A 21735-nucleotide genomic window follows, 5' to 3' on the forward strand; every position below is an offset into this window, starting at 1 on the left:
CTGGTTCTCATCCCACCGTCGGACTCGGGGCGCCGTTCTGGCCGGGGTTCTCGCCCGGCAGGACCGGCGGCTTGGTGGTGCTGTTCACCGGTGGGGTGAGGACGACCTCGGGCTGGCCCACGGGCGGGGGCGGCGGGGTCAGGTCCGTGGCGGGCAGCTGCGGCGGGGTGGTCTGCTGGAAGAGGACCTGGTCGAAGTCGACCAGGCCGGTCTGTTCCATGACCGTGATGTGGTCCAGCACCGTGTCGTTGGCCTGGTCGGCCAGGGTCCGCACCAGCGTGTTCTTCGTGGTCGAACGGACCTTCGCGATCGTGTTGAAGATCGAGCCGTGCGTGATGCGCAGGATGTTGGCGAAGTCCGTGTCGAACTGCTTGCCGCTGTCCGAGGCCAGCTTGCTGACGAAGCCCTGCTGCTGGGGGCTGGCCACGTTGGGGATCGCGATGTTGAGCATGGGAGCGATCTTGCGGCAGCTGGCGTCCAGGGCCGCGTGCCCGTCGATCAGGTGCTTGCTCGCGGTGATGACCGCGTTGCTCTGGCCCTTCTTCAGGCCCATCTGCCCCACGGGGTACTCCCACAGCCCGGCCGCGCGCACCTTGACCACGAAGTCCCGGTCCCCCTCGGTCAGCGGCCCCCACTGCGTCTGGGCGATGACGCGCGAGGAGTCGGTGGAGACCTTGGTGACCCCGAGCATGGACGGATAGGCGAGCGCGACGAGGGTCAGGCTGAGAGCCCCGCCCACGAAGAGAGTTCCCGTCGCGTTCCGCGAAAAGCGCACTGTGCCTCCTGCCCGGTCGTGGATCCGCCGGCGGGCGGTTCGGACACACAGGAGTACGGACGCGGGAACGCACGGCGCCGCTCCTGAAGGTAAAGAGTAGGCAAAGTATGCACGCATGCGGGCCGGGTGCGCCGCCGCCCGGATGTGACCCGGGGGCGCTCGGGTTTTACTCGGCAGAGGGGCCGATCGGGCCCGGGAGCGCAGGCCGCGGGGTTGCGGGAGGTGACCGGATGCCGACGCGCGACGGAAGGCCGCACACGTCCGCGGAGCCGGGGGAGGCGGCCGCGCTGCGGCGCCTGCTGGAGGAGCGCACCGCGGATCTGCAGCGGGTGAAGGCGGAGTACGACAACTACCGCAAGCGGGTGCGGCGGGACCGGCTGGCCGTGCGCGAGATCGCGGCGGTCAACGTGCTGCGCACCCTGCTGCCGGTGCTGGACGCCGTCGACCGGGCGGACGCGCACGAACCCTCCACACCGGGGCTGCGGGACATCGCCGGCGCGCTCCGGGAAGGGCTCGGCGCTCTCGGCGTACGGACGTTCGGCGCGGTCGGCGACCCCTTCGACCCGGCGTGCCACGACGCCCTGGCGCACCACGTCTCCCCGGGCGTCGGCCCCCTCGTCTGCTCGGCGGTCCTCCGCCCCGGCTACCGCCTCGGCGACCAGCTGCTCCGTCCGGCCCACGTCGAGGTGACGGGCCCCGCGCAGGCCTCCGCAAAGCCGCCGATGACCGTACGCGGGGCCAAGGTTGAGGGAATGTTGACCGCTTCCGGGGAGAGCCCGGAGGAGGGCCCGGCCTAGATTCGGCGCCATGCCCCCACAACCCCCCGGCGTGCCCGCCGCGCTGCCCGTCCTGCCCTATCGCAAGCCCACCGAGGGCCGTGACTACTGGGTGCTGGACGACGTCCTGTCCGACGCAGAGGCCGTCCGGCAGCGGTGCCTGACCAGGGACGACTGGGTCAGGGGCCACCCGTACACCACGGAGAGCTGGCCCGGGATGCGGACGATGCCCGGCCTGGAGCCCGCCGAACTGGCCCGCGTCGAACGGCTGGTGAAGAAGGCCACCGGGGCGCGGGAGCTGTGGGTGCAGCGGACGCCCGGCGGCGGCACCCTCAACCACAACTGCGTCCAGGTCGTCGGCGAGGGCGAGAGCGAGCCCCGGCCGCACACCGACTCCCGTGCGCTGTGCCGGTACGCGGCCGTGCTCTACCTCAACCCCGCCGTCCCCAAGGACTGCGGGACCGGCTTCTACCGGCAGTCCCTGCCCGGCGGGCGGCTCGGCGGCAACGTCGTCCGGGCCCCGCACACCAACCTCGTCGAGGCCCTCGGCACCCGGTTCGTCGCACCCGGCGCCTTCGTCGAGGACGTCCGCGTGCCGCACCGGGCCAACCGGCTGCTGCTCTACCACGCCAACTTGGTCCACAGCGCGAGCGGTTACACCGGGCGGACGCTGGAGGAGAAGCGGATGACGGCGGTCTTCTTCTGGATGGCGTGACCTTCGGGACGGCCTGGTCTCCGGGACGGCCTGGTCTCCGGGACGGCCCGCCGGGCGCGGCGGGGTCAGTACCGCAGCGCGGTGCCCACCTCCGCCTTCACCTGGCCGGACAGCTTGTGGGTGCTGCGGGCGGTGCCGTTCGCCGACTTGCCGGCCGGGACGTCGTGGAGGGTCAGCACGACCGTGTCGAGCAGGTTGCCGCCGGAGTCCTTGTAGTTGACCTGCACGGCGAAGGACTTGGTGGAGTCGGCGGAGTTGGTGACCTGTACGGGGACCGTGGTGCGCCCGGCGTCGTCCGTCGTCGGCGCCCCGAGCTTGACCGAACTCCTCGCGTCGACACCACCCTTGGCCTCGTCGAGCCGGTGGCCCGCCTCCGCGGTCGCCGATGCCAGCGCTTCGTTGGCCTGCGAGGCGAGGGAGGCGGCGGCGGAGGACGCCTTGCTCACGGACTCCGAGGGGCTGCCGGTGTTGTCGGAGCAGCCGGCCAGCCCCATGGCCACGGCCGCCGCCAGCGCCGCGCCCGTCGTCCAGCGTGCCGGGTGACCGGCCATGTCGCCTCCCACTGCTCGTGCGGTGACCCCTGCGCCGGGAGCCGACGGGAGGGGTGGGTCGTCAGTTCCAGTGAAGGGCCGGGAGCGGGCCCCCGCACGCGGGCGTCACCCGTCCGGGCCCGCCCCCGTGGTGGCGCGGGACGCACGGCCGGATGGTCGTAGAGGGGCGGGCCCGGATGCCGCCCGTGGCCGTTGCACGCGGCCGCCGCGTCGGGCCGTCCCGCGCGGCCGTCCCCCGCGTCCACGCACGCACACATCGAAGCTCCGATGGCAGGAATCGGATCTTCTATTGGCTCGCCGGCGGCGGGCGATCCTACCGTCGGGATCCTCGCCCCCGTGACCGTCCGAGGAGAGCTACGACCATGGCGAAGATCCTGTTCCTGATGACCGCCGCCGACCAGTGGACCCTGGCCGACGGCAGCAAGCACCGCACCGGCTTCTGGGCCGAGGAGGCGGTCGTCCCCTTCGAGGCGTTCAAGTCCGCGGGCCATGAGGTCACCGTGGCCACCCCGGGTGGCGCGGTCCCGCCGGTCGACCCGGCCAGCCTGAGCCCCGAGGCCGCCGGTGGCGCCGAGGAGGCCGCCCGGCTGCGGCAGGTGATCGACACCGCCCCCGAGTTCGCGGCCCCCGCCGCACTGTCCGACGTCCGCCTGGAGGACTACGACGCCCTGTACGTCCCCGGCGGCCACGGCCCGATGGAGGACCTGGCGGTGGACGCCGACTCCGGCCGCCTCCTCACGAGCGCGGTGCAGAACGGCCTGCCGGTCGGCGTGGTGTGCCACGGCCCGGCCGCCCTGCTGGCGGCGGTGCGGGAGGACGGCACCAACGCCTACGCCGGGTACCGCATCACCGCCTTCACCAACGCCGAGGAGCGGATGGCGGGCAACGCCGAGCGGGCCAAGTGGCTGCTGCAGGACCGGCTCACCGAGGCGGGCCTGAAGGTGGAGACGGGGGAGGCGTGGGCGCCGCACGTCGAGACCGACCGCAACGTCGTCACCGGCCAGAACCCGGCGTCCTCCGCGCCCCTCGCCCAGGAACTGCTGAAGAAGCTGGGCTGAGCCACCGGGCGCGCCGGCCGGGGCGCGCACGGCCGGGCCGCGCTCCTCAGGGGGCGTGGCCCGGCCGGCTCCGGGAAGGCTCGGACCTGACCGGAGGCGTCGACCGGACGCGCCCGGCCGCCCCACCACCCACCGCACGGATCAGGAAGCCGACGACATGACCGACACTCTCACCGTGAGCGTCCTGGGCACCGGGATCATGGGTTCCGCGATGGCCCGGAACCTGCTGAAGGCCGGGCACACCGTCCGGGTCTGGAACCGCACCCGCGCCAAGGCCGAGCCGCTCGCCGCCGACGGTGGGCGGATCGCGGACACGCCCGCCGAGGCGGTGCGGGACGCCGACGTCGTCCTCACCATGCTCTACGACGGCGGCACGGTGCTGGAGGTCATGCGCGAGGCCGCCCCCGCGCTGCGCTCCGGAGCCCTCTGGGTCCAGTCGACCACCGTCGGCCTGGACTCCGTCGAGGAACTGGCCGGCCTCGCCCGCGACCACGCGCTCGTCTTCTACGACGCGCCGGTGCTCGGCACCCGCCAGCCCGCGGAGGCCGGACAGCTGACCGTCCTGGCCGCGGGCCCGGTCGAGCACCGGGACGCGGTCGCCCCGGTCTTCGACGCGGTCGGCGCCCGCACGGTGTGGACGGGCGAGGACGGCGCGGCGGCCGGTGCCACCCGGCTCAAGCTGGTGACCAACAGCTGGGTGCTCGCGGCCACCGCCGCGGCCGGTGAGGTTCTCGCCCTGGCCGGGGCGCTCGGCGTGGACCCGCAGGACTTCTTCGGCCTCATCGCCGACGGACCGCTCGACATGGGATACCTGCGCGCCAAGGCGGCCCTCGTCCTGGAGGACCGGCTGTCCCCGGCGAGCTTCGCGGTGGCGACCGCCGAGAAGGACGCCCGCCTCATCGTCGAGGCCGGCGAACGGCACGGGGTCCGCCTCGACGTGGCCGCCGCGAGCGCGGAACGCTTCGCCCGCGCCGCCGCCCAGGGCCACGCCGACGAGGACATGGCCGCGGCGTACTTCGCGAGCTTCGACGACAAGCCGGCCGGCTGAGCCGGGGCCGCCCGGCGGGGCGGCCCCGCACCGGTCCGGGGCGGCGCGGTCAGCCCAGGCAGACCACGAGCAGGCAGAGCTGGGACGGCGACGTCGGGTCGGTCGTGGGGCTCGTCTGCGTCGACCCGGACCCGGACCCGGACGTCGAACCCGAACCGGACTGCGACCCCGATCCCGTCGCGGTCCCGGATCCCGAGGTCGAGCCGGTGCTGTCGGAGCCGGTGGGTGCGGTGGACGGCTGGGTCGCGGTGCCGGACCCGCCGGAGGCCGTGCGGCCGGTGGACGAGGAGAGGCTCCCCGTCCCCTGGGCCGCCGACGTCGTACCGGCCGAGCCGCCCGCCGCGGTACGTCCCGTCGTGGGCGCCGACGTGCGGGATGCGGCGGAGTCCGGACGGACGGCCGGTGCCGTGGAGCCCTGCGGCGCGGGAGCGGACTGTCCGTGCGCGCGCCCGTCCGTCCGCCGCGGTGCGGAGGATGCGGGGGACGACTGCCGGGCGTCGGGGGTCGGCGAGTCCGGGAGGACGTGCTGCGGCGGCAGACCGCCCACGGAGCCCGCGTTCGCGGAGTCGGGTGCCGAGGCCGCCTGGGCCCCGTCGCCGGTGTGCTGGTCCATCGAGGCGAGGGTCAGGCCACCGCCCACCATGGCGACGGCGGTCGCGACCAGGGCCCGCCGCTGCGTCTTCTTCCAGCGGGCCAGCCGACGGCGCCGGGCCGCCCGCCCCATCCGCGCGGGCGCCACGCCCACGACGCCGGCCTCACCGCGCGGAGCCTCGTCCACGCCGTGCGGGGCGTCCATGCCGTGCACGCCGTCCATGTCGTTCATGCCGGGTGCGTAGTGCACGTCGGCCGGAACCCGCGGCCCGTCCGGACGGCGGCCGCTGTGCCACTCGCCCGAGGCCGTGACCTCCCACCCGGCGGCCGGGCCCGCCGCCGCGCCGGCCGACGCCAGCGGGGCGCGGGCCGAGGCGACGGGGGGAGCTATGTCCGGGGCGTAGGCGCCGCACCCGGGGCACACCAGGGCGCCGTTGAGATACCGGCGACACGAGGAGCAGTAGTCCATCCGCGGTCTTCCTGAGTCGACACGCCGTCGGCCCGCCGGGGCCGTGGCCTGAACACGCTCGCACGTGGAACCGAGCGGCAGCCACGGTAACGAGCCTTTCGAAAGACGCGGTGCAGTCCCTGTGACGCTGTTGCGCGGATTCTCCGCAAACCTCGCGCAGGTGTGACCTGCTCGGGGCGGCAACGTCTCGCCGGCCCCGCCGGGCGCGGTCCGCAGGCACGGTCCGTCGGGCGGGTCCGGTCAGGCGCGGTCGGTCAGCTCCTCGGCGTACACCTGCGACAGCGGCTGGGGACCGACGTACTGCCGGCAGTTGCACTCACCGGCCTCGAAGCGCAGCGGCTTCCTGTTCTCGTCCCAGGCGGTGGGCACCTCCACCCGCTCGTGGCACCGGCCCGTCCTGTCGTGCTTGGCCAGGTGATGGGTGCAGCCGCACACCGGCTCCGGCGGCTTGTGCGCCGCCTCCACGGCCAGGCGTTCCGACTTCGCCGCCTCCAGCCGCTCCATCCTGCGCTCGTGCCGGTTGCGCAGAGCGGTCCGCGCGGTGTCCGCGAGCCACGCGAAACCACCCGTCCAGAACAGGATGAGCACCCACCAGAACCAGTCCATCGGTCGTCCTTCCCCCCGGTACGGCGGCGACCCGGTGCGGTCGCCGCGCGGGACCGGTGCCTGTCGGTGCACCGGGGCCCGGACTTCAGGATAGGCAGGGGGAGTTGGGGCCGACAGGGGGGAGGGCCGAGCATCGAGTGCCGGGCCGGTCACGGCTCCCGGGCGCGCTGCGGCACTGCGCGGGCCCGGTCGCCGCCCCGAGCCGCCACGGGCCGCGCGGACACGGACACGGGTGCGGGTGCGGGTACCGGCGCCGCCGGTACGAACGCCGCCCGGCCGAGCAGCCGGCTCGGGAGGTCCCCGGGGAGCAGCCGCCTCGGCCGGTGCCCGTGGAGCAGGCCCAGCACGATCGCGGCGGCCACGGCGATCAGGTGCTCGCGGCCGGCCAGGTTGGGTACGGCGATCGACTCCCACACCATCGACCCGCCGGTCAGGACGAACACGACCGGGGCACGCCGGACCACCGCGATGTAGGTGAACAGGCCCACCACGGCGGCGGACGGACCGGTGTCGAGGACCTGCCCGATCTCGGGCGGCAGCCCCAGCCCCCACCAGCCCGGCCCGATCGCCAACATCACCCGCACGGTCAGCGTCCCGGCCAGCGTGGTCGCGTACGACACCACCAGCGTCCTGGCCCGGCCCAGGGCGAGTTCGGCCAGCGCGAACGCCAGGAACAGCTGGGTGATGCCCGCCCACACCGGCAGGTCCAGGGCCGGCACGTACAGCGAGACCGGGGTGCGCAGCAGCGCCAGCCAGAGGGGCAGGTCGGCCTTGACCCCGCCGAGCAGCCGCACGGCCACCTCACCGGCCGGCCGCTGCGCCACCGCGTGGAAGAAGATCACCCCGAAGGCGGCCACGAACGCGAGCACCAGCCCGGACAGACCCCGGCGCACGAGCTGCCGCACCGGGTCGACGACGATGCCGTGCCACTCGTCGCGCAGGGTCCGGCCGACGAACAGCCCGGCCCGCGCCAGAAGGTCACGCGGCCGCTCTCCCCCGGCGCCGAGGCGCCGCCGTGCTCCTCGGAGCAATTCCCCCACCCACCGTGCCACACCCGTATGGACCGAAATCCTGCCAAGCGCGTTGCCCGGCCGCTCCCGGGCGGCCCCCCGGTCCATGATCTTCCCCGAAGTGCTCCGCGATAACATCCCGTCCGGCGCCGGTCCGTCGGGAAGCCGCGTGCGGCCGGTGGGCGCGTGCGGTCGGCGGGGCACGGGGGGAGGGTCGGCCGGCGCCTTCTCCGCCACTTCGGGGGGTGCCGCCGCGGCGAGCCGGAGGGCCTTGCTCTCCGCGTCCTGGCGCGACCGCTCCGCGTCCCGTCGCGCCGAATGGCTCACCCGTACGCCGAAGCAGGCGCCGACGACGGAGCCCACGACGCCGGTGACGCCGGAGAACATGCCGGCCACATTGCGCCGGCCGACCAGGCCGACGGCCAGGACGTAGCAGACCAGGGCCACGGCGAGGCCGGCGTTCACCACCCACAGGGGGGATTCACCCGCCGGGCAGGTCGATCTCCGCCCAGATCGTCTTTCCGTCGGCGTGGGGGCGTGTCCCCCACCGCTCGGCGAACTGGGCGACGAGCAGCAGGCCGCGCCCGCCCTCGTCGAAGGTGCGGGCCCGCCGCAGGTGCGGGGCGCTGCTGCTGCAGTCGGACACCTCGCAGATCAGCGCGGTGGCCGTGTGGATCAGCCGCAACTGGATGGGCGGCTGCCCGTAGCGGATCGCGTTCGTGACGAGTTCGCTGACCACCAGTTCGGCGGTGAAGGACACGTCCTCAAGCCGCCACTCCGTCAGCCGGGCGAGGACCGCGGCACGGGCGTCGGCGACCGCCGCCGGGTCGGACGGGAGGTCCCAGGTGGCGACATGGCCGGCGTCGAGCGCCCGGGTGCGGGCGACCAGCAGGGCCACGTCGTCGCGGGGCTGGGCCGGGAGCAGCGTCTCGATCAGGTCGTCGCAGGTGGTCTCCAGCGACCGGTCGGCCTGCCGCTCCAGGCACTGGCGCAGCAGCGCCATGCCGTGGCCCAGATCGTCCTTGGCCCCTTCGACGAGACCGTCCGTGTAGAGGACGAGAAGGCTGCCCCGGGGCAGCTCCCACTCGATGGTCTCGAAGGGCAGGCCTCCCACGCCCAGCGGAGGACCGGGCGGTACGTCGACAAAGTCCGCGGAGTCGTCGCCGGTGACGACGGCGGGCGGCGGATGGCCCGCGGTGGCGGCGGTGCAGCGGCGCGAGACCGGGTCGTAGACCACGTACAGGCAGGTGGCGATGAGCGCCGTGGAGAGGTCGAGGTCGGCCCCGCGGGCGGGCTCGGGCGCCTCCCCCGGTTCCGGTTCCGCGGAGGCGCCCTCCTCCGCGGCCAGGTGGGTGATCAGATCGTCGAGGTGGGTGAGGAGTTCGTCGGGCGGCAGGTCGACGTCGGCCAGGGTGCGGACCGCGGTCCGCAGGCGGCCCATGGTGGCCGAGGCCCGCAGGCCGTGGCCCACCACGTCGCCCACCACCAGGGCGACCCGGGCGCCCGACAGCGGGATCACGTCGAACCAGTCCCCGCCCAGCCCGGCGCGGGTGCGGGCCGGGAGGTAGCGGTAGGCCACCTGCACCGCCTCCTGGGGGGCGAGCCGGCGGGGGAGCAGGCTGCGCTGCAGGGCGAGGGCGGTGTCGCGTTCGAGGGTGTAGCGGCGGGCGTTGTCCACGGCCACGGCGGCGCGCGCGCCGATCTCCTCGGCCAGCAGCAGGTCGTCCTCCTCGAACGGGTCCTGGCGCTGGTGGCGGACGAGCACCGCCACGCCGAGGGTGATACCACGGGCGCGCAGCGGAATGACCATGATGGAGTGGATCCCGAACTTCCGGACCACCCCGGACCGCGCCGGGTCCGCCTCCTGCCAGGCCTGGACGGCCTCGTCGCTCGTGCTGTGCAGCGAGGGCCGGCCGGTGACCACGCACCGGACGGGGGGAGCGGCCTCGGGGTAGTGGTCCACGTCTCCCGGTTGGATCACTGCCTCGGGCGCACCGGGCAGCACGGACTGCTGCGCGACGCGGCGCAGGGCGACGGTGCCCTGGGAGGGGGACCGCGGCTCGACGCCCCGGAACAGGGAGTCCAGCAGGTCGATGGTGACGAAGTCGGCGAGCCGGCCCACCGCCACGTCGGCCATCTCCTGGGCCGTGCGCATGACGTCCAGCGTGCTGCCCACCTGGGCGCTGACGTCGTTCAGCAGCGCGAGCCGTTCCCGGGCCCGGAACTGCTCGGTCACGTCGAGGGCGGAGAGCTGCACGTGCCGCACCCGGCCGGACGGGCTCCTGATCGGGGACACGGTGATGGACCAGGCCCGCTCGGACGCTTCCGGCCGGGCTCGTCCCCGTATCTGGAACTCCTCCGGTGCGCCGGTCTCCAGCACCCTGCGCATACCGTTCTCGGTCGTCCGGCAGACGTGGGGCGGCAGGATGTCGGTGACCCGCAGCCCGCGCATCCGCTCCTCGCTCATCCCCAGCTCGCGCACGGCCCCGGCGCTCGCCCGCAGGGCCCGCAGCCCGGAGTCGAAGATCATCACGGGCAGATGGCACTGCGTGAACGCCTCGTCCGCGGTGAAGGTCTCGGCGTCCTCCGGCTCCCGCTGTTCCCCCGCGGTCCCTTCCGTCTCCGGCCGTTCCGTCTCCGGCTGTTCCCCCGCGGTCCCTTCCGTCTCCGGCTCTGCCGTCTCCGGCCGTTCCGTCTCCGGGGACGGTGCCGACACCACGACCAGCTGCTGTGCGTTGCCCACGCCGTCGAAGGACGGGTAGACCCGCAGCCGTACCTCCACCCGGCGGCCGTCCCGGTGCCGCAGCACGGTCGTCCCGCGCCGCATCCCGTCGGCGGCGTGCTCCCCGAGCACGGCGCGGAAGCCCCGCTGGACGTCCGCGTCCGAGCCGAACAGACGGACCACGGGACGCCCCACGACCTCCTGGTGCGGATAGCCGAGCAGGCGCTCGGCACCCGCGCTCCACCCGGTCACGAGCCCCTGGTCGTCGACGACGACCGTGGCCGTGGCCGCCGGGTCCGGGAGCGGCCCGGAACCGCTTCCGGGTGGGGTGCCACCGTGCATGTCGATCATCGCCCGTTCCGACCTCGCCGCGTCGACCCCGTACCTCCTCGCGTACCCCACTTCTACCGTCCTTCGCCGCCGCCCGCGCGTCGTGACCCGGCGCCGTCCGTCGCGGGCTGGGGGCACGGCTCGGCATCCTCCGGGAGCCGGTCGACGAGGATCATGGCGACGTCGTCCGCGAGCGAGTCCTCGGTGTGCCGGAGCAACCGCTGGTGCAGCTCCTCCAGGAACTCCTCGGGACCGTGGGCGCGCACCGCCTCCATGGCCTCGGGCAGCGGGAAGAAGATGTCGGAGCTGTCGCGCGCCTCCACCACGCCGTCGGTGTGCAGGAGCAGCCGGTCGCCCGGCGCGAACGGATGGCGCTCCGGGCCGGCGCGTGGGCCGGACAGCAGGTCCTCCAGGCCCAGCGGCGGCATGGGCACCCGGGGGGCGAGGGGTCGGGCCCTGCCCTCGTGCAGCAGCAGTGGGGGCGGATGCCCGCGGTTGACCAGCTCGACCTCGGACGTGCTCGACACCTGGGCGACGATCGTGGTGACGAAGCACTCCGTCCGGTACTCCTCGTCATGGATGGCGCCGGCGCACTCCCGGCGCACGGCGGCCGCGCAGTGGTCGGTGACCTCGACCAGGTCGCGCTCGTAGTGGACGGTCTCCCGGAACGCGCCCAGCACCGCGGCGGCCGCCTGCACCGCGGGCAGCCCCTTCCCCCGGACGTCGCCCACGATCATCCGGACCCCGTACCGGGTCTGCACCGCCTCGTACAGGTCACCGCCGATCTGCGCCCCCGCCTCGGCCGCGAGGTAGATGCTGGCGGCCCGCAGCGGGCCCAGCCGGGGGCACACCGGCCGCAGCAGGACCAGCTGCGCGGCTTCCGCGATACGGCGGATCTGGTCGAGCTCGTTCTTCCTGCGCGTCCGCATGAGGTTGCTGATGGTGACGGACGCGATGGACACCACGAACAGGCCCAGCATGTTGCTGTACACCTGCTCGCCGGCCCACGAGTGGTGCAGCGTGGCGGACGTGCTGGTGACCGCCAGGGCGCCGGTGGCCGCCGACAGGGTGCCCACCGGGCCCATGGTCAGCGCGGCGAGCGGCGGCATCGCGGTGAGGAGCGGCCCGGTGTAGACGAAGTGCGCCGGTGAGAGTTCGATGCCCAGGCCGACGAGTACGACCGCGAAGGGTACGCACTGCTCGACTCTGAGAAGGACCCGGCCGTGACCGCCCGCCGCGGATCCGGGAGAACCACGGAGCCACCGCATGACAACAGCGTCCCTCTCCGCCTCCCGATGGTCCACCCGCGCCCCGCGCCCCTACCCGCCCGAACCGGGCCGCCGCCCCCGGTGCGGCCCCGTGCGGCCCCCCGGGGACCGGCCGGCCCGCCGGGTCAGAACGGGCCGCTGAGACTGCCCAGCCGGTCGGTCAGGCGCAGGTTCTCGGCGTAGTCGACGGGACAGGCGATCACGGAGACCGCGTCGTCGGCGAGAGCGTGGCGCAGCACGGGCAGCAGCTGGTCGGCGCTCTCGACCGCGTAGCCGCGGGCGCCGAAGCTCTCGGCGTAGGCGACCAGGTCCGGGTTGGTGAACCGGGTGTGGCTGTGGCGGCCGAGTTCGAGTTCCATCTTCCAGGTGATCAGGCCGTACTCCTGGTCGACCAGGACGAGGACGACCAGCGGGACGCCCTCGCGTACGGCGGTCTCCAGTTCCTGGGAGTTCATCAGGAAGGAGCCGTCGCCCATCATCGCCAGGACGCGCCGGTCCGGCCGGACGAGCTTCGCGGCGATGGCGCCCGGCAGCGCGAAGCCCATGGTGGACAGGCCGTTGGAGACCAGGCAGGTGTTCGGCTCGTAGGTGGGGTAGAGGCGGCCCATCCACATCTTTCCGGCGCCGGTGTCGGCGAGCACGATGTCGTGGCGGTCGAGCGCGGTGCGGACGTCGGCCACCACGCGCTGCGGCACCAGGGGGAACGCGTCGTTCTCGCGCCCGTAGCGGAGTTCGTCGTCGAGCAGCGTGCGGATCTTCCCGCTGCTCCCCGGGTCGTAGGCGAGTCCGTCGGGCAGTGCCGCCGCGAGCGCGTCCAGCGCCAGTGAGGGGTCGCCCTCGACGCCCACCGCGACCGGGTAGTGGGTGTCCACCTCGGCGGGGAAGCGGTGCACGTGGACGATCCGCTTGTCGCCGTTCGGGTTGATCTTCGCCGGGTCGAACTCCTGGATCTCGTAGCCCACGCAGACCAGCACGTCGGCCGCGTCGAAGCCGAAGTTGCCGTAGTCGTGGCGCATGAAGCCGACCGCGCCGAGGGCGCTCGGGTGGTCGTCGGGGAAGACGCCCTTGGCGTGGAACGTGGTCGCGACCGGGATGCCGAGCCGCTCGGCGAACCGTACGAGGGCGTCACCCGCCCCGGCCCGGGCGGCGCCGTGACCGGCCAGCACGACCGGGTGCCGGGCGGCGGTGAGCACCTCGGCGGCCCGCGCGATCTGGGTGAGGGACGGCGCGTCGGCGTGCACCGTGTCGATCTGGAGGGGCGCCAGCGGCTCGGCGGGGTGCTCGGCCTCGATGTCCTCCGGCACCGCCAGGAACACGGCGCCGGGGCGTTCGCTCTCGGCGGTCTTGAACGCCTTGCGCGTCATCTCCGGCACCGCCTCCGGGCACTCGACGCGCGCCGCCCACCGGGTGACCGGGGCGAACATCGACACCAGGTCGATGACCTGGTGCGACTCCTTGTGCATACGGCGCAGGGAGCCCTGGGCGGACAGGGCGACCATCGGTGTGCTGTTGGTGGTGGCGTCCGCGGTGCCGAGGAGCAGATTGATCGCGCCGGGCCCCAGCGTGGCCGAGCACACCCCGGCCCGTCCGGTCAGCCGGCCGTAGATCTCCGCCATGAAGGAGGCGGCCTGCTCGTGGCGCACCAGGACGTACCGGATCCCGGAGCCGCTCAGCGCGTCGACGAAGCGGATGTTCTCCTCACCGGGGATCCCGAAGACGTACTCGACGCCCTCGGCGCGCAGACAGCGCACCAGCAGGTGCGCGACATCCTCATCCGCTTCCGTGGTCCGCGACCCGGTCGCGTCTTCGGTGCCCATGGCACGAACATAGGCATGCCCGCCGGGGCCGGCCACTTGTCGGCGTCCGGGCGGGCGGGGGCCGGTGGGTGGGGCTCCGTGGCGGACGGGCGCGTCGGGGCGGGTGGGGGCGCACCGTGGTGGACGGACGCGCGGGCAGCACCCACGGGCCGCCGAGATGCGCCCGTCGGCGCGATGTGCTGCTCTGGGGAGATCGCGCTCGACCGGTCCCGGACGGCGGAGATGGTCATGCTGACAGTGGGCACCTTTCTGCCGCCCGCCCCCGCGGCGGAACGCCGGCGCCGGCCGTTCGTGCGGAGATCGGCAGGATCCCGGCCGACGACCACGCGCTGCTGATGGACCTGCTGGCCACGCTCCCGGACGTCGAGTTCGTGCACGGCCTGGACATCCGCCGCTCCTGCGTCCGCGACGGCAGGGTGCACTGCGGCGAGGTCTGCCTCAACGACCTCGACCTCTACGTCTGGCACGCCTGGACGGCCCGTGACCCCCGCGGCTACACCCTGGAGGCGCTGCGCACACTGAGCCTGGACGTCCCCGTCGTCCCCGACCCGGATCGCTTCGCGACGGGCCTGGACAAGTACCGGTCGCACCTGCGGCTGTCCCGGGCCGGCCTCCCGGTCCCCGAGACGGTTCTCCTCGACCACCGCGACACGGCGGCGGCCGCCCCGGTCCTCGCCGAGTGGGGCCGCGCCCTGCTGAAACCCCGGCTCGGCTCGTACGGCCGAGGAGTCCTGCTCATCGAGGACTTCGCCACCCTGCGGGACCTGGCGGGCTACCTCGACAGCACCGTCGCGGGCAGTACGGAGAGCACCTTCCTGTTGGAGCGCTTCTGCCCCAACCGCGGTCCCGCCGACTGGGTCGGTACCACCCTCGTCAACGGCACGCTGATGTACGGCTACCGCAAGCGCGCCCACCGCTTCACCCGGATGTCCACCGGCGCCTGGAAGGCGTACGACCCGGAGGGCGTCGGCGGCGACGTCGACGCCTGCGACGTCACCCCGGCGCACGCCCGGCTCGCGCGGCTCGCCCAGCGGGCCCTGGGCCTGCCGCTGGTCGGCTTCGATCTGATCCGGAGCGAGGGGCGGCCCGTCATCGTGGACGAGAACACCTTCCCCGGCTTCTACCCCGATCTCTTCGCCGCCGCGGGACGCTCGCTCGGCCGTGAACTCTTCGTACTCGTAAAGGACTTGGTCGCCGGTCTGATCGCGGAGCGGGCCGAGGCGCCGGAGGCGGCACGGCGGACGCGCCTCGACGGCGTGCCCCCGGAGCCCGGTGCCCGGGGAGAGAAGCCCCGGAGAACGGCGGACGGCGTGCCCCCGAGAGTCTCCGGGACGTCCACGTCCACATAAATCCCGGCGCGGGCGCCTGCCGCCCCGGGCTTCCCGTCGCCGTCTACCTGCGGCTGCCGCCGCCGCTGCCGCCGCCGTCTACCTGCGGCTGCCGCCGCCGCCGCTGCCGCCGCCGGTCGTACCGCCGCCGGCCGTGTTGCCCGTACCGTCGCTGCCGCCGCCGGAGGTGCCGCCGGACGTGCCGTTGCCGGAGGTGTGGCCGCCGGAGCTGCCCGGGCTCCCCGCCGTGTCCTTGCCGGCCGCCGTCGCGCCTCCGGCCGGTCTGCCGGTGCCGCCCGGCCTGGCCGGCGCGGCCGTCGCGTGCGCGAGCTGCTCGGAGCAGTACGCGGAGACCTCGTCCTTGCCGCCGGCCGCCTCGACGAGCTGCCGCCAGGCCGTGGCGTCGAGCGCCTTGCCGCGGTCCTCGACCTTCTCGTAGGCGCGGCAGTGCGCCTCGGTGTCCTGGGCGGAGGCCGGGCGGCCCGTCGGTCCGCGGTCGCCGGAGGACGACGAGAGGGCACCGCCCGGTCGGTCCGAGGCGGCCGCCGACGGGTGCGCGGTTCCCGGGCCGGCACCGGCTCCGTCCGTGGACGGGCCGGCGGAACCGATGGCCGCGACCGCGACACCGCCCAGCGCCAGGCTGGCGAACACCACGCCGAACGTGGTCTTCATGGGGCGCCCGGCCCGCCGCTCCTCGGGGCGCCGCCAGTCGTCCCGGCGCCGGGTGCGCGTGCGGTGCGCGCCCGTACCGCGGGCGGACCGGTAGGCGGCCACGGCCCGCTGCTCGGCCGCGGGGGCGGGATCGCCTCCGCGCAGGGCGGCGGCGAGCGCCACCTCCAGCGCGGCGGTCTCCCGCACGTCGTCCCACCGGCCGGACGCCTCGCCGTGAGGGTGCGTCGCACGTCGACGGCCTCTGACTCCGCCGCCGCTCAGCCGTTCACCCATGTCCGCTTCCGTTCCTGTACGGCAAGTTCTGATTCATTTCGACTCCCCAAGCGTGCGGGAAGCCTCATCCGTCACACCCTCGCCCTCGGCGCTCAGCCCCAGCTGGCGGCCGAGGCGTTTCAGACCCCGGTGGGCGGCCGTGCGCACCGCCCCCGGGCGCTTGCCGAGGACGCGTGCGGCCGCGGGACCGTCCAGGCCGACGACGACCCGCAGGAGCACGGCCTCGGCCTGGTCCCGGGGCAGTCCGCGGACCAGCTCCAGGGCCCGCTCGGTGGAGAGGGACTCCAGGGCCAGGTCGTGGGTGCTGTGCGGGCTGGGCAGGTCCAGGACGTCCTGTTCGGTGCCCCCCGCCCGGGGCCGCACGCGCTGGCGGCGCAGGTGGTCCAGGGCCCGGTGCCGGGCGATGGTCGCCGTCCAGCCGCGGAACCCGGCTCCGTCCCCCTTGAAGCGTCCGAGGTCGCGGGCGATCTCCAGCCATGCGTCGGACGCCACGTCCTCCGCGTCGTCGCCGACGATCCCGTGCAGATAGCCGAGCAGCCCCGGCTGGACGATCCGGTAGGCCACGGCGAAAGCGGTCTCGTCGCCTTCCTGGGCCCGCGCCACCGCCGCGCCCAGTTCCCCGTTCGCGGCCACGCGCCCGGGTTGCCGCACCTGGCTCAAAACTGTCCTCGTTCGCACCGAATTCACAGCGAGTCCGTACCTCCGCCGTGCGTCCGATCGCGTCGACGGCCCCATGATGACCAGCGTCCGTCCGCACAGAAATGTCACAACGCACCAGGAGCTTTCACGTCGGCGCAGGTGTGCCGGGTGACGTTTCACGCCGGCCGTGCGCTTCATGAGTGCCGAGTCCGCCCGGGACAGGTCGCAAGCGACCACCTGGCCGGATCCCGGCGCCGCGATCCACCCCCGGATCTCTCTCCGTGCTGCTCTTGACTCCCCCCGGGAGCGGCACGGAGAGGGCCGCGGGCGGCCGGAACCCCTCCCACTGCATGGGGTTCCGGCCGCCCGCACATCTCCCGGCCTCAACGGGACCGGCGATCCGCGGGCGCCGGTGAGGGCGCCCCCGCCCGTGCGGGAGCGGCCGCCGCAGCGCCGGCCGTCGCGTCGCGGCACAGCAGCCGCAGCGAACCGTGTCCGGCGAAGCAGCGGCGGGCCTCGTCGATGGGGTCCCACAGCCGTCCCTCCGCCGTGCGGATCCGGTGGTCACCGTCCACCACCCACCACTCGGCGTCGGCCTGGCGGACGATCACCTCGCCCGCGTACGCCCCGAAGGCGCGCAGCACGCTCTCCACGGCGGCGTAGGGCGTCTCCTCCCGCCGGAGGTCGGCGATGATCCGGTCGACGCGCCACAGGCTCGGTGCCGAGTAGTCGAGGCGCAGCCGGGCCCCCTCGCGCATCGTCGCCACCACGTCCGCCGCCCAGCGCACGGGCTTGGCCGCGGCGTCGGGTCTCGTCTCCTGATGTGTCGTCACGTACGGAGAAGCGAGGTCTCCGGCCGATCCGTCACCCGGCGCCGCGCGCTTCCCCGCGACGGTGACCGGGAGGCCCCCTCCGGCCGTACGACGGGAGCGCGACGGGAGCGCGACGGTCCAGCACCCCCCGGACCTGGCGGTCCCTCCGCCCGCGTGACGCTTCGGCTCCCCGGTGCGCTCCTCCTGGCATGAGCGCGTACCTCCGTCTGCGAGCGGTGCCGCCCCCGGCGCTGCGCAACAGTGCGACCTGGCTTGAACGGCTCTTCCAGGACGACTCGGCGACCGTCCGGCACCGGGTCGTCCGGCACCGCGAGGAGGTGCTGGACGGGCGCTGTCTGGACCAGGAGCGCATCTACGCCGGCGGCTCCCCGCATCGCGCCGCCGACCGGCCCCAGGCCCAGGTGGTCCTCGGCGGCCGGCCGGTGCCCCGCGCCGACCCGCGCAAGCCGCAGCTCCTGGTGCTGACGGCGGCCCAGGCCCGCCGGGTGGCCAGGTTCCTGACCACCGCCGACTTCGACGCGCTGTGGTTCTTCGCCCGCGACGAACTGCTGCCGCGCTACGGCGGTGTGCGGGCGGAGCCCGAGACGTGGGGCGCGTTCATCAGGGGGCACCGCGAGCTGACGGCGTTCTACACGCGGACGGCCGACTGCGGCGAGGCGGTGGTGAAGTGGCTGTCCGTCCGGGGCGCGTGAAGGCCACCCGGGTGTAACACTTTCGGCCGCGTGCGCTCTTTCCATGCGGACGACCATGCCGGTCGTCGGCCAGGACAGGGGGCACGACTCGTGCAGTGGACGAACGACAGCGGCGCGGCGTACGGCCAGGACCCGTACGCCGGTGCCGGGTACCCGTATGCCCATGGCCAGGGCCACGGGTACGGCGACGGGTACACGTACGGGCACGCATACGGCGGCACCACCACCGACACGGCCACCCTGCCCTGGTCCCAGGAACCCGTGTACGGGACGCACCCGGGGGACGCCGCCTTCGCGACGGGAACGTACCCCCACGTCCCCGGCACGGCACCTCCACGCGGCCGGCCCCGGCCCGGCCACGACGGCGTGGAACGCCCGCTACGGTGACGCCCCGACCGTGCCGTCCCCGGAGTTCGGCACCCATGTCCCTGCCGTACCGGAAGCGGCAGCGGAACCGTCACCGGGTCCGCGTCCGGAACCGGAGCCGGACGCGGCGGGCGAGGCGGTGCGGCCCGTCTTCGTCGACTCCTCGGGGCGACGCCAGCGCCGCGTCCAGCGCGCCACCCGGCTGCTGCTGATCCCCGCCGGCGGCTACGTCGCCCTGCTGATCAGCACCGTGCTCGGCGGCCCCAGCATCAGCTCCCCGGTCGTCCCGCAGCCGCACTCCCCGCACCCGGCCGCGCCCGGGGCGACCGCACCCGACTCCGCGCCGGGTACGGACCACTCGTCCGGGACCACCGACTCCGTCGCGGCGCCACAGCACTCCCGCGCCACCGCGACACGGGCGGCCGTCGGCCCGGCCGACGGGCCGACCGGCTCCTCCACCCCCGTGGCCACCTCCGGGGCCACCGCGGCCCCCACCAGGACCACGTCCCCGACCTCGGCCCCGACTCCGACGGCGACCACGACCGCCGCCCCCACCCCCGTGTCCCAGGGCCGCGGCGTCGGCTCGACCCACAACCCCGTGAAGTGAGTCAGGCCCCGACGTGACCGACCGCCGACGCCACAGCGCTCCCGCGCGCCGCGGCCGCAGCCGCACCCGCCAGATCACCCCCCGCACCCACTGGCTGCTGCTGAGCGTGCTCACGGTGACCCTGGCGACGGCCCTCCTGCTGCAGGGCTACACCCACCACATGTTCGGCATCACGTCGGACGACGCGTCCGGCGCCCGCGGCCGGAGCGAGGCGGTGCCCCGCCAGGTGACCCACGGCGGCCCCGTGATCGCGAACGCCGCCACCACCGCGCACACCGCCCGGGTGAAGGCCCGCACCGTGGCACTGACCTTCGACGACGGCCCCGACCCCGTCTGGACGCCGCGCATCCTGGACGTGCTCCGCCGCAACCATGTGCACGCGACCTTCTTCGTCGTCGGCACCCAGGCCGTCGCCCACCCGGAACTGGTCCGCCGGATCGTCGCCGAGGGCCACCAGATCGGCATCCACACCTTCACCCATCCCGACCTGTCCCGCCTCGCCCCCTGGCAGCGTTCCCTGGAACTGCGCGAGACGCAGCTGGCGGTGGCCGGCGCGGCCGGAGTGACCACCGCGCTGCTGAGACCGCCGTACTCCTCGGAGAACGACATGCTGGACGACGCCGACTGGTCCGTCCTCCGGCAGGCCGGCGCGGCGGGCTACGTCACGGTGCTCTCCACCCTGGACGCCGGGGACTGGCAGCGCCCCGGCACGGACCGCGTCCTCGCCCGGGCGACACCGCGCGGCCACGCCGGGCAGATCGTGCTGATGCACGACGGCGGCGGCGACCGGTCGCAGACCGTCACCGCGCTGGGCACCCTGGTGCCCCGGCTCAAGGCGCGGGGCTTCACCTTCGCCACGGTCTCCGACGCGGTCGGCATGGCCCCGCCCGTCCAATCCGCCGGCCTCGGCGACCATCTGCAGGGGCTGGCCCTGATCCGGGTGCTGCAGGGCGGCGACTGGCTGGTGTGGCTGCTGGGCCTGCTGATGTACGCGGCCGGCGCGATCAGCGTGCTGCGCGCGGCGGTCGTCCTGATCGCCGCCCGCCGGCACCGGCGGCTGCGGACGGCGAGGCGGGGCGCGTCCTGGGGGCCGCCGGTGACCGAGCCGGTCAGCGTCATCGTCCCCGCGTACAACGAGAGCGCCGGGATCGAGGCGGCCGTGCGCTCCCTGCTCGCCTCGGACCATCCGGTGGAGATCATCGTGGTGGACGACGGTTCGACCGACGGCACCGCCGACCTGGTGGAGTCGCTCCGCCTGCCGGTACGGGTGATCCGGCAGCAGAACGCGGGCAAGCCCGCCGCGCTCAACACCGGGCTCGCGGCCGCGACCTACGACCTGGTGGTCATGGTCGACGGCGACACGGTCTTCGACTCCGACACCGTCGGCGCGATCGTGCAGCCCTTCGCCGACCCCCACGTGGGCGCCGTCTCGGGCAACGCCAAGGTCGTCAACCGCGGCGGCCTGCTGGGCCGCTGGCAGCACATCGAGTACGTGGTCGGGTTCAACCTCGACCGCCGCCTGTTCGACCTCGCCGAGTGCATGCCGACCGTGCCCGGAGCGGTCGGCGCTTTCCGCCGCCGGGCGCTGCTCGAACTCGGGGGCGTCAGCGACGTCACCCTCGCCGAGGACACCGACCTCACCATGGCGCTGTGCCGCGACGGCTGGCGCGTGGTCTACGAGGAGGGCGCGGTGGCCTGGACCGAGGCGCCCGCGTCGCTGAACGCCCTGTGGCGGCAGCGGTACCGCTGGTGCTACGGCACCCTCCAGGCGATGTGGAAGCACCGCGGCGCGCTGGTACAGCGTGGCGCGGCCGGGAAGCTGGGCCGCCGCGGCCTGGTCTATCTGCTGCTCTTCCAGGTGCTGCTGCCCCTGCTCGCACCCGTCGTGGACGTCTTCGCCGTGTACGGCCTGTTCTTCCTCGACCCGGTCCGGATCGTCGGACTGTGGCTGGCCTTCCTGCTGCTGCAGCTCCTGATGGGCCTGTACGCGTTCCGCCTGGACGGGGAGCGGCCCGGCCCGCTGTGGAGCCTGCCGCTGCAGCAGTTCGTCTACCGGCAGCTGATGTACCTGGTGGTGATCCAGTCCGTCTTCACCGCCGTCTCGGGCTCCCGGCTGCGGTGGCAGCGCATGGAGCGCTACGGCAGCCTGCAGGCCCCGGTGTCCGCGGAGACGCCCCACGAGGACCATGGGCTCCCCGGCTCTCCCCATCCGGCGCCGTACGACGGCGTTCCGGCGCAGGCGCCGTACGGCGACGCCCCGGTGCCGGCGGGACACGGCGGCGGCCTCCCTCGGCAGAGGCCGTACGAGCCCCTCCGGCAGCCGGCGCCGTACGGCGGAGTCCCGCAACGGACGCCGTACGACCCGTACCAGCAGCCGGCCCCGTACGACGCGCACCCCCACCCGGACCCGTACGGCGCTGCCCCGCATCCCGCCCCGTACGACCCCTGCCAGCAGCCGGCGCCGTACGACCCTCACCAGCGGCAGGCGCCGTACGACTCCCGGCAGCAGCCGCCGCCCCACCCCGGTTACTGGCAGCCCGGACCCCACGAGACCACCCGACCGTACTGAGAGGACAGTGAGCAGCGCCC

The 21735-nt window shown here is 74.4% G+C and carries 20 protein-coding genes; 9 read left to right on the forward strand and 11 right to left on the reverse strand.

Features of this window, described 5'->3' with window-relative positions; genetic code table 11:
- Positions 1 to 7 precede the first annotated feature (7 nt).
- On the reverse strand, positions 8 to 739 hold the full coding sequence (locus tag ACF1A5_RS09205; RefSeq protein ID WP_392192210.1) for a DUF4142 domain-containing protein: 732 nt from the start codon (positions 737 to 739) through the stop codon (positions 8 to 10).
- 266 nt (positions 740 to 1005) lie between these two features.
- Here ACF1A5_RS09205 and grpE point away from each other — a divergent pair, with 266 nt between their 5' ends.
- Both grpE and ACF1A5_RS09215 read left to right on the forward strand, forming a co-directional pair.
- On the forward strand, positions 1006 to 1572 hold the full coding sequence (grpE, locus tag ACF1A5_RS09210; protein ID WP_392192211.1) for a nucleotide exchange factor GrpE: 567 nt from the start codon (positions 1006 to 1008) through the stop codon (positions 1570 to 1572).
- Between the two features lie 10 nt (positions 1573 to 1582).
- Positions 1583 to 2266 carry a DUF6445 family protein gene (locus ACF1A5_RS09215; protein ID WP_392192212.1) on the forward strand — a complete coding sequence of 228 codons (684 nt, stop codon included), beginning with the start codon at positions 1583 to 1585 and terminating at the stop codon, positions 2264 to 2266.
- 65 nt (positions 2267 to 2331) lie between these two features.
- Here the strand turns inward: ACF1A5_RS09215 and ACF1A5_RS09220 are convergent, their stop codons facing one another.
- The gene (locus ACF1A5_RS09220) at positions 2332 to 2817 is read right to left on the reverse strand and encodes a hypothetical protein (RefSeq protein ID WP_392192213.1); all 486 of its coding nucleotides are present in this window, start codon (positions 2815 to 2817) and stop codon (positions 2332 to 2334) included.
- A gap of 362 nt (positions 2818 to 3179) precedes the next feature.
- Between ACF1A5_RS09220 and ACF1A5_RS09225 the strand changes: the two genes are divergently transcribed.
- Positions 3180 to 3875: a type 1 glutamine amidotransferase domain-containing protein gene (locus tag ACF1A5_RS09225; protein WP_392192214.1), complete on the forward strand. Its 696-nt coding sequence runs from the start codon at positions 3180 to 3182 to the stop codon at positions 3873 to 3875.
- Between the two features lie 157 nt (positions 3876 to 4032).
- Positions 4033 to 4923 carry an NAD(P)-dependent oxidoreductase gene (locus ACF1A5_RS09230; protein WP_392192215.1) on the forward strand — a complete coding sequence of 297 codons (891 nt, stop codon included), beginning with the start codon at positions 4033 to 4035 and terminating at the stop codon, positions 4921 to 4923.
- 49 nt (positions 4924 to 4972) lie between these two features.
- On the opposite strand, the gene ACF1A5_RS09235 is transcribed toward ACF1A5_RS09230, so the two are convergent.
- From ACF1A5_RS09235 to ACF1A5_RS09260, 6 genes are all read right to left on the reverse strand, one after another.
- Positions 4973 to 5983 carry a hypothetical protein gene (locus tag ACF1A5_RS09235; protein ID WP_392192216.1) on the reverse strand — a complete coding sequence of 337 codons (1011 nt, stop codon included), beginning with the start codon at positions 5981 to 5983 and terminating at the stop codon, positions 4973 to 4975.
- Positions 5984 to 6223: 240 nt separating this feature from the next.
- Entirely contained in the window at positions 6224 to 6589 is a 366-nt protein-coding gene (locus ACF1A5_RS09240; RefSeq protein WP_392192217.1) for a hypothetical protein, read from the reverse strand.
- A gap of 149 nt (positions 6590 to 6738) precedes the next feature.
- On the reverse strand, positions 6739 to 8064 hold the full coding sequence (locus ACF1A5_RS09245) for a hypothetical protein (protein WP_392192218.1): 1326 nt from the start codon (positions 8062 to 8064) through the stop codon (positions 6739 to 6741).
- A gap of 16 nt (positions 8065 to 8080) precedes the next feature.
- Positions 8081 to 10672, reverse strand: a complete 2592-nt coding sequence (locus ACF1A5_RS09250) for a SpoIIE family protein phosphatase (RefSeq protein ID WP_392192219.1) — start codon at positions 10670 to 10672, stop codon at positions 8081 to 8083.
- Positions 10673 to 10725: 53 nt separating this feature from the next.
- Positions 10726 to 11919, reverse strand: a complete 1194-nt coding sequence (locus ACF1A5_RS09255) for a PP2C family protein-serine/threonine phosphatase (protein WP_392192220.1) — start codon at positions 11917 to 11919, stop codon at positions 10726 to 10728.
- Between the two features lie 125 nt (positions 11920 to 12044).
- Positions 12045 to 13736 carry an acetolactate synthase large subunit gene (locus ACF1A5_RS09260; protein ID WP_392192221.1) on the reverse strand — a complete coding sequence of 564 codons (1692 nt, stop codon included), beginning with the start codon at positions 13734 to 13736 and terminating at the stop codon, positions 12045 to 12047.
- Positions 13737 to 14071: 335 nt separating this feature from the next.
- Here ACF1A5_RS09260 and ACF1A5_RS09265 point away from each other — a divergent pair, with 335 nt between their 5' ends.
- Positions 14072 to 15085 (forward strand): RimK family alpha-L-glutamate ligase, encoded by a 1014-nt coding sequence (locus ACF1A5_RS09265; protein ID WP_392192222.1) that lies wholly within the window; start codon positions 14072 to 14074, stop codon positions 15083 to 15085.
- Between the two features lie 78 nt (positions 15086 to 15163).
- Here the strand turns inward: ACF1A5_RS09265 and ACF1A5_RS09270 are convergent, their stop codons facing one another.
- From ACF1A5_RS09270 to ACF1A5_RS09280, 3 genes are all read right to left on the reverse strand, one after another.
- Positions 15164 to 15922 carry a hypothetical protein gene (locus tag ACF1A5_RS09270; RefSeq protein WP_392192223.1) on the reverse strand — a complete coding sequence of 253 codons (759 nt, stop codon included), beginning with the start codon at positions 15920 to 15922 and terminating at the stop codon, positions 15164 to 15166.
- A 120-nt stretch (positions 15923 to 16042) separates the two neighbouring features.
- Entirely contained in the window at positions 16043 to 16744 is a 702-nt protein-coding gene (locus ACF1A5_RS09275; RefSeq protein ID WP_392192434.1) for an RNA polymerase sigma factor, read from the reverse strand.
- A 287-nt stretch (positions 16745 to 17031) separates the two neighbouring features.
- Positions 17032 to 17481: a hypothetical protein gene (locus ACF1A5_RS09280; protein WP_392192224.1), complete on the reverse strand. Its 450-nt coding sequence runs from the start codon at positions 17479 to 17481 to the stop codon at positions 17032 to 17034.
- 188 nt (positions 17482 to 17669) lie between these two features.
- Here ACF1A5_RS09280 and ACF1A5_RS09285 point away from each other — a divergent pair, with 188 nt between their 5' ends.
- The 4 genes from ACF1A5_RS09285 (at position 17670) to ACF1A5_RS09300 (ending at position 21715) form a co-directional block, all read left to right on the forward strand.
- Positions 17670 to 18173: a DUF1877 domain-containing protein gene (locus ACF1A5_RS09285; RefSeq protein WP_392192225.1), complete on the forward strand. Its 504-nt coding sequence runs from the start codon at positions 17670 to 17672 to the stop codon at positions 18171 to 18173.
- Positions 18174 to 18263: 90 nt separating this feature from the next.
- Entirely contained in the window at positions 18264 to 18560 is a 297-nt protein-coding gene (locus tag ACF1A5_RS09290) for a hypothetical protein (RefSeq protein ID WP_392192226.1), read from the forward strand.
- A gap of 10 nt (positions 18561 to 18570) precedes the next feature.
- Positions 18571 to 19146 (forward strand): hypothetical protein, encoded by a 576-nt coding sequence (locus ACF1A5_RS09295; protein ID WP_392192227.1) that lies wholly within the window; start codon positions 18571 to 18573, stop codon positions 19144 to 19146.
- Between the two features lie 13 nt (positions 19147 to 19159).
- Positions 19160 to 21715 (forward strand): glycosyltransferase, encoded by a 2556-nt coding sequence (locus tag ACF1A5_RS09300; RefSeq protein WP_392192228.1) that lies wholly within the window; start codon positions 19160 to 19162, stop codon positions 21713 to 21715.
- The last annotated feature ends 20 nt before the right edge of the window (positions 21716 to 21735 follow it).

It is taken from the genome of Streptomyces sp. NPDC014864 (assembly GCF_043081525.1).
Lineage (GTDB): Bacteria > Actinomycetota > Actinomycetes > Streptomycetales > Streptomycetaceae > Streptomyces.

Excerpts from the sequence above, each read along its gene's own strand:
- ACF1A5_RS09255 (WP_392192220.1), bottom strand. The coding sequence starts at position 11,919 with ATGCGGTGGCTCCGTGGTTCTCCCGGATCCGCGGCGGGCGGTCACGGC.
- ACF1A5_RS09240 (WP_392192217.1), bottom strand. The coding sequence starts at position 6,589 with ATGGACTGGTTCTGGTGGGTGCTCATCCTGTTCTGGACGGGTGGTTTC.
- ACF1A5_RS09230 (WP_392192215.1), top strand. The coding sequence starts at position 4,033 with ATGACCGACACTCTCACCGTGAGCGTCCTGGGCACCGGGATCATGGGT.
- ACF1A5_RS09235 (WP_392192216.1), bottom strand. The coding sequence starts at position 5,983 with ATGGACTACTGCTCCTCGTGTCGCCGGTATCTCAACGGCGCCCTGGTG.
- ACF1A5_RS09285 (WP_392192225.1), top strand. The coding sequence starts at position 17,670 with ATGAGCGCGTACCTCCGTCTGCGAGCGGTGCCGCCCCCGGCGCTGCGC.
- ACF1A5_RS09265 (WP_392192222.1), top strand. The coding sequence starts at position 14,072 with ATGGACCTGCTGGCCACGCTCCCGGACGTCGAGTTCGTGCACGGCCTG.
- ACF1A5_RS09215 (WP_392192212.1), top strand. The coding sequence starts at position 1,583 with ATGCCCCCACAACCCCCCGGCGTGCCCGCCGCGCTGCCCGTCCTGCCC.
- grpE (WP_392192211.1), top strand. The coding sequence starts at position 1,006 with ATGCCGACGCGCGACGGAAGGCCGCACACGTCCGCGGAGCCGGGGGAG.
- ACF1A5_RS09220 (WP_392192213.1), bottom strand. The coding sequence starts at position 2,817 with ATGGCCGGTCACCCGGCACGCTGGACGACGGGCGCGGCGCTGGCGGCG.
- ACF1A5_RS09275 (WP_392192434.1), bottom strand. The coding sequence starts at position 16,744 with ATGGGGCCGTCGACGCGATCGGACGCACGGCGGAGGTACGGACTCGCT.
- ACF1A5_RS09260 (WP_392192221.1), bottom strand. The coding sequence starts at position 13,736 with ATGGGCACCGAAGACGCGACCGGGTCGCGGACCACGGAAGCGGATGAG.
- ACF1A5_RS09225 (WP_392192214.1), top strand. The coding sequence starts at position 3,180 with ATGGCGAAGATCCTGTTCCTGATGACCGCCGCCGACCAGTGGACCCTG.
- ACF1A5_RS09250 (WP_392192219.1), bottom strand. The coding sequence starts at position 10,672 with ATGATCGACATGCACGGTGGCACCCCACCCGGAAGCGGTTCCGGGCCG.